We start from the raw sequence: 6099 nt of genomic DNA on the forward strand, positions 1-6099 counted from the left end.
TAGGATGCGGCTCATGTCGAGCCAGGATCCCACCGCCGAGGCGCAGCCGCCCGAGATCACGCAGGAGGCCGTCGACCAGTTGGTCGAGCAGGCCGTCGAGGCCTTCGCGGCCGCGTCCACGCTGGAGGAGCTCAAGCAGGCCCGGCTGGCGCACCTGGGGGACCGGGCGCCGCTCTCGCTGGCGAACCGCAGCATCGGGCAGCTGCCCAAGGAGCAGAAGAAGGACGCCGGCCGCATCGTCGGCCAGGCCAAGGGGCGGGTCGGCCAGGTGCTGGCGCAGCGCGAGGAGGTCCTCCAGGCGGAGCGCGCCGAGCAGATCCTGCGCGAGGAGACGGTCGACGTGACCGCCGTCCCGGCACGGCGCCCGGTGGGTTCCCGGCACCCGGTGGAGCTCATGCTCCAGCGCATGTCGGAGATCTTCGTGGGGCTGGGCTGGGAGATCGCCGAGGGGCCCGAGGTCGAGGCCGAGTGGTTCAACTTCGACGCCCTGAACTTCGACGCCGACCACCCGGCCCGTGCCGAGGCGGACACCTTCTACGTGGAGCCGCCGGAGCGGAATCTCGTCATCCGGACCCACACCTCCCCGGTGCAGGCGCGTGCCCTGCTGGAGCGCGGTGCCCCGCTCTACGTCGCTGTCCCGGGCAAGGTCGGTCGCACCGACGAGATCGACGCCACCCACCTGCCGGTCTTCCACCAGATCGAGGGACTGGCGGTGGACCGGGGCCTCACGATGGCGCACCTGAAGGGGACCCTGGACCGTTTCGCCCGGGAGCTCTTCGGCGAGGGCATCACGACCCGGCTGCGGCCCAACTTCTTCCCGTTCACCGAGCCGAGCGCCGAGATGGACTTCCTGTGCACCGTGTGCCGGGGGGAGGACGCTTCCTGCCGGACCTGCGGCGGGACGGGCTGGATCGAGTGGGGTGGCTGCGGAATGGTCAACCCGAACGTCCTGCGGGCGTGCGGCCTCGACCCGGAGGTCTACTCCGGCTTCGCCTTCGGCATGGGGGTGGAGCGGGCCATGATCTTCCGCAACCAGGTCGGTGACCTGCGCGATCTCGTCGAGGGTGACGCGCGCTTCAACACGAACTTCACGGTGGAGGTCTGATGCTCATCCCGATCAGCTGGCTGGCCGAGTATGTCGACCTCGAGCCGGGCACCACCGGCGCCGAGGTGGCACAGGCCCTGGTGTCCGTGGGCTTCGAGGAGGAGTCCCTGGGAGCGGAGATGATCACCGGCCCGGTGGTCGTGGGGCGTGTGCTCTCGGCGGAGCCGGAGCCGCAGAAGAACGGCAAGACGATCAACTGGTGCCAGGTCGACGTGGGGGAGGCCAATGGCACCGGGGAGCCGCAGGGCATCGTCTGCGGCGCCCACAACTTCGGGCCCGGCGATCTCGTCGTGGTCTCCCTGCCGGGCGCCGTCCTGGCGGGTGGTTTCGCGATCTCCGAGCGCAAGACCTACGGTCACCTCTCGGCCGGCATGATCTGCTCGCCCAGCGAGCTGGGGCTGGGGGACGAGCACGACGGGATCATCGTCCTGCCGGAGTTCCTCGGGGCCGAGGCCGCCCATCTCGAGCCTGGGACGGACGCCCTGCCCCTGCTGGGGTTGGACTCCGAGACGATCGAGGTCAACGTCACCCCGGACCGCGGGTACGCGATGAGTCTGCGCGGGCTGGCCCGGGAGTACGCCCACGTGACGGGTGGCAGCTTCCGGGACCCGGCTGACCTCCCGGTGGACGAGCCCGCCGGTCCCGGTCTGCCCGTGGTGCTCGAGGACGCCTCCCCGATCCGGGGCGTTCCCGGGTGCGACCGGTACATCGTCCGGACGGTGCGGGGCGTGGACCCGCAGGCCCCCACGCCGCGCTGGATGGCCAAGCGGCTCACGGACGCCGGTGTCCGGACCCACGGCCTGGTCGTCGACGTCACCAACTACGTGATGCTCGCCCTGGGGCAGCCGCTGCACGCCTTCGACGCCGCGGCGGTGTCCACGGGCATCACCGTGCGGCGGGCCGAGCCGGGGGAGGAGCTCGTGACCCTGGACGACAAGACGCGCGTCCTCGACGCGGAGGACCTCGTCATCACCTCCGGCGGACGTCCGGTCGCGCTGGCCGGCGTGATGGGTGGCAAGCACTCCGAGGTCGGTGAGGGAACCACCGACGTCGTGCTCGAGTCGGCGCACTTCGACGCGGTGAGCGTGGCCCGCACGGCGCGACGCCACCGCCTGGTCTCCGACGCCTCGAAGCGCTACGAGCGCCGGGTGGACCCGGGGGTCGCGCCCGCTGCTGCCCAGCTGGCCGTCGACCTGCTGGTCGAGCACGGCGGTGGCACGGCTGAGGCGGCCTTCACCGAGGTGGACGACACGGTGGAGCCGGAGGGCTTCGCCTTCGACACCGGTCTTCCCTCCCGTCTCGTCGGGGTGGACTACCCCCGGGAGACGGTGCTGGGACGCCTGGGGCAGATCGGCTGCCGGATCGAGGGGGCGACGGGCACCTCGGAGCACGGCACCGTGACGGTGACGCCCCCGACCTGGCGACCGGACCTCACCGGTCCCGCGCACCTGGTGGAGGAGGTCGCCCGGCTGGAGGGTTACGACCAGATCCCGTCGGTGCTGCCCCAGGCTCCCGGTGGTGGCGGCCTCACCACGGCCCAGCGGCGCCGCCGCATCCTGGCGGACCTGCTGGCCGACGCGGGCCTCCACCAGGCGGTCACCCTGCCGATGACCTCGGCGGACCGGTGGGACGCCCTGGGCTACCCGGAGGACGACCCGCGGCGGGAGGCCCTGCGGCTGCACAACCCGCTGTCGGCCGAGGAGCCCTTCCTCCGCACCGAGCTGTTGCAGACCCTGGTGGCGGTGGTCCGTCGCAACCTGGCCCGGGGGCAGCGCTCGTCGGCGGTCTACGAGCTCGGGCGGGTCTTCGGCACCTCGGGGGACGCCGTCGCCCCGGTGCAGGAGGTGGGCGTCGAGCCCTCTGCGGAGATGTTGGAGCAGCTGGCGGTTGCCGTGCCGCCGCAGCCCCACCACGCGGCGGCGATCATCGCCGGTGAGTGGGAGCGACAGGGCTGGTGGGGTGGTGCCCGCCGGGCGGACTGGTCCGACGCGGTGGAGCAGGTCCTCACCGTGGCTCGACGGCTGCAGGTCCCCGTCGGCCTGGAGCAGGCGCAGCGCGCCCCCTGGCACCCGGGGCGCTGCGCCCGGATCGTGCTGGAGGACGGCACCACGCTGGGCTACGCCGGCGAGCTGCACCCGCAGCTCGTGGCGGGCCTGGAGCTGCCGGAGCGCACCGTGGCCTGGGAGGTCGACGCCGACCTCCTGATCTCCCGGAGCCCGGAGGTCTCCACGCACGTGGACTTCTCGGACCAGCCGCAGTCGTACGTGGACGTCGCCCTGGTGACCGATGTCTCCGTGCCCGCGCGGCGGATCGCCGAGGTGCTCCGCGAGGGAGCGGGCGAGCTGCTGGAGTCGGTCGAGATGTTCGACCGGTACAGCGGCGAGCAGGTCGGCGAGGGCCGGGTGAGCACGGCCTGGCGGCTCACCTTCCGGGCGCCTGATCGCACGTTGACCGGCGACGAGGTGAACACCGCCCGGGACGCCGCGATCGCTCGCGCCGTCGACGAGCTGGGGGCGGAGCACCGTGGCTGAGCGACCCACGGCTCTCGTCGTGGGAGCGACCCGCGGCATCGGCGCCCAGGTCGCGCGGGGGCTCGCCCGGGCGGGCTACGACCTGGCGCTCACCGGCCGTGCCCCCGAGGCGCTGGCACCGGTGGCCGCCGAGTGCGGGGCGTGGGGCGCCCAGGTGTCGACCCACCTCCTGGAGGTCACGGACGTCCAGCGGATCCCCGAGGTCGTGGCGGAGGCCTGGGAGGCGCGGGGCGGTCTCGGCCTGGCGGTGCTCGTGGCCGGGGTCATCGAGGCGGAGCGCCCCCTGTGGGAGGTCGACCCCGCCGAGCTCCGGCGCGTCATCGAGGTGAACACCACCGCCCCGATGCTCCTCGTCCACGCGCTCGCGCCGCGGATGATCGCGGCCGGCGGCGGGCGCATCGTGAACCTCAACTCCGGCTCCGGCACCCGGGCCTCGGAGGTCTATCCGGCCTACTCCGCCAGCAAGGCGGCGCTCTCCCGCATCACCGGGTCCACGACCCTGGCCGGTGCGCCGCACGGACTGCTCGCCTTCGACCTGGCTCCGGGGGTGGTGCGGACGGACATGACCGGCGGCATGCCGATGCACGAGGGCCGGACCGACTGGACCGAGCCGGAGGAGGTCGTCGAGCTGGTCCTCGCCCTGGGCTCCGGGGACCTGGACGCCTGGGCCGGCCGCATGGTCCGGGCCGGTGCGGACGCGGTGGAGACCTTGCAGGAGGCGGCCGACCAGCTCGCACCGGCTGACCGCACCCTCGTCCTGCAGCCCTACGGCCCCGAGGACCCGCTGGCCTGAGGCGGCTTCGGTCGGGACGAAGCAGCCAGGCGAGCGGGCCCCGGCGGGATGGGGGGGGGGCGGGCTCCGAGCGTCCCCGCACCCCTGATCGGTGGCAGCGCGCCGTGTGGCACAGTGTTGCCTGTGACTGCCCCGACTGATGACCGTCAGGCCCCCAGCGCACGTGGTGGCGCTGTTCTGGAGGAGCTGCAGTGGCGTGGACTGCTGTCCCACACCACGGACCTCGAGGAGCTCCACCAGCTCATGGACGAGGGGCCGGTCACCTTCTATCTGGGCTGCGACCCCACGGCGGCGTCGCTGCACGTCGGTCATCTCGTCCAGCTGTGCCTGATGCGCCGACTCCAGGAAGCCGGCCACCACCCGGTGGTCCTGGTCGGTGGCGCCACCGGCCTCATCGGGGATCCGCGCCCCACCTCCGAGCGGACCCTCAACGATCCCGAGGTGGTGGCCGGCTGGGTCCAGAGCATCGCCGACCAGGTGCGTCCCTTCGTGAGCTTCGAGGGGGAGAACGCCGCTCGCCTGGTCAACAACCTCGACTGGTTCTCCGGGCTGGGCGCGCTGGACTTCCTGCGGGACGTCGGCAAGCACTTCCGGGTGAACCAGATGCTCAAGAAGGACTCCGTGAGCGCGCGCCTCGAGTCCGAGCAGGGCATCAGCTACACGGAGTTCAGCTACCAGATCCTCCAGGGCTACGACTACTGGCACCTGCACATCCAGGAGGGGGTGCAGCTGCAGATCGGTGGCCAGGACCAGTGGGGCAATCTCATGGCCGGGGTGGACTTCGTCCACCGCAAGGAGGGGCGCAGCGTCCACGCCATCACGAGCCCGCTCGTCACCGACTCCACGGGCAAGAAGTTCGGCAAGTCGGAGGGCAACGCCATCTGGCTGGACCCGGAGATGACGAGCGCCTGGACCTTCTTCCAGTTCTGGCTCAATGCCGAGGACGTCAAGGTCGTGGAGTACCTCAAGCTCTTTACCTTCCTCACGCGGGAGCAGATCGACGAGCTGGCGGCACAGGTGGAGGCGGAGCCCTTCAAGCGCGCCGCGCAGCGGGCTCTGGCCCGGGAGATGACAGCCATGGTGCACGGTGAGCAGGCCACGGCTGACGTGGAGGTCGCTGCCGCTGCCCTCTTCGGGAAGGGCTCGCTGCGCGAGGTCCCGGTCAACGCGATCCTCGACGCCACCCGGGAGCTCGAGGGAGCCGAGGTCCGGCTGGGGGACACGTGGGTGGACGTCGTGGTGGCGACCGGACTGGCTGACTCGCGCAAGAGTGCCAAGCGCTTCCTGGCCGAGGGGGCCATCTCCGTGAACGGGGAGACCGTGAGCGCCGACGGTGCCCTCGAGGAGGGCGACCTCCTGGGGGAGCGGGTCGCGGTGGTGAAGCGCGGCCGGAAGAACATGGCGGCCGCGCGCGTGACCTCCGACCCCGCCTGACCCCGTCGTCCACGGGAGGTGGACGACGACGAGTGAGGGCCCCGATCCGCGGATCGGGGCCCTCACTCGTCCCCTCGTCATGCTGCACCGGCTCAGAATTTCCCGGGATCCCAACGATTGAGGGGATCTGAACTGGCGCACTTTGCGTTGGGGCTGGGGTGTGTGTATTGTTCCTCCTCGTTGCCCGGCCGGGTGGCTGCGGGTGAGTGAAGAGCTCAGCGTGGTTGGTGGTTCGG

At 71.9% G+C, this 6099-nt stretch carries 4 protein-coding genes; all 4 read left to right on the forward strand.

Annotated elements, in window-relative coordinates:
* The first annotated feature begins 13 nt into the window (after positions 1-13).
* Complete coding sequence (pheS, locus tag CFT82_RS09350; RefSeq protein WP_088818811.1) at positions 14-1105, forward strand: phenylalanine--tRNA ligase subunit alpha; 1092 nt, start codon at positions 14-16, stop codon at positions 1103-1105.
* Positions 1105-3636: a phenylalanine--tRNA ligase subunit beta gene (pheT, locus tag CFT82_RS09355; protein ID WP_088818812.1), complete on the forward strand. Its 2532-nt coding sequence runs from the start codon at positions 1105-1107 to the stop codon at positions 3634-3636. The genes pheS and pheT overlap by 1 nt, the downstream gene beginning before the upstream one ends.
* Positions 3629-4429, forward strand: a complete 801-nt coding sequence (locus tag CFT82_RS09360) for an SDR family NAD(P)-dependent oxidoreductase (protein WP_088818813.1) — start codon at positions 3629-3631, stop codon at positions 4427-4429. Before pheT ends, CFT82_RS09360 begins: the two co-directional genes overlap by 8 nt.
* Before the next feature lie 114 nt (positions 4430-4543).
* Positions 4544-5863, forward strand: a complete 1320-nt coding sequence (tyrS, locus tag CFT82_RS09365) for a tyrosine--tRNA ligase (RefSeq protein ID WP_407656032.1) — start codon at positions 4544-4546, stop codon at positions 5861-5863.
* Positions 5864-6099: the final 236 nt, after the last annotated feature.

The sequence above is a fragment of the Kytococcus aerolatus genome (genome assembly GCF_900187395.1).
Taxonomy (GTDB): Bacteria; Actinomycetota; Actinomycetes; order Actinomycetales; family Dermatophilaceae; genus Kytococcus; species Kytococcus aerolatus.

Coding starts and splice junctions, on each gene's coding strand:
- pheT (WP_088818812.1), top strand. CDS start 1,105: ATGCTCATCCCGATCAGCTGGCTGGCCGAGTATGTCGACCTCGAGCCG.
- pheS (WP_088818811.1), top strand. CDS start 14: ATGTCGAGCCAGGATCCCACCGCCGAGGCGCAGCCGCCCGAGATCACG.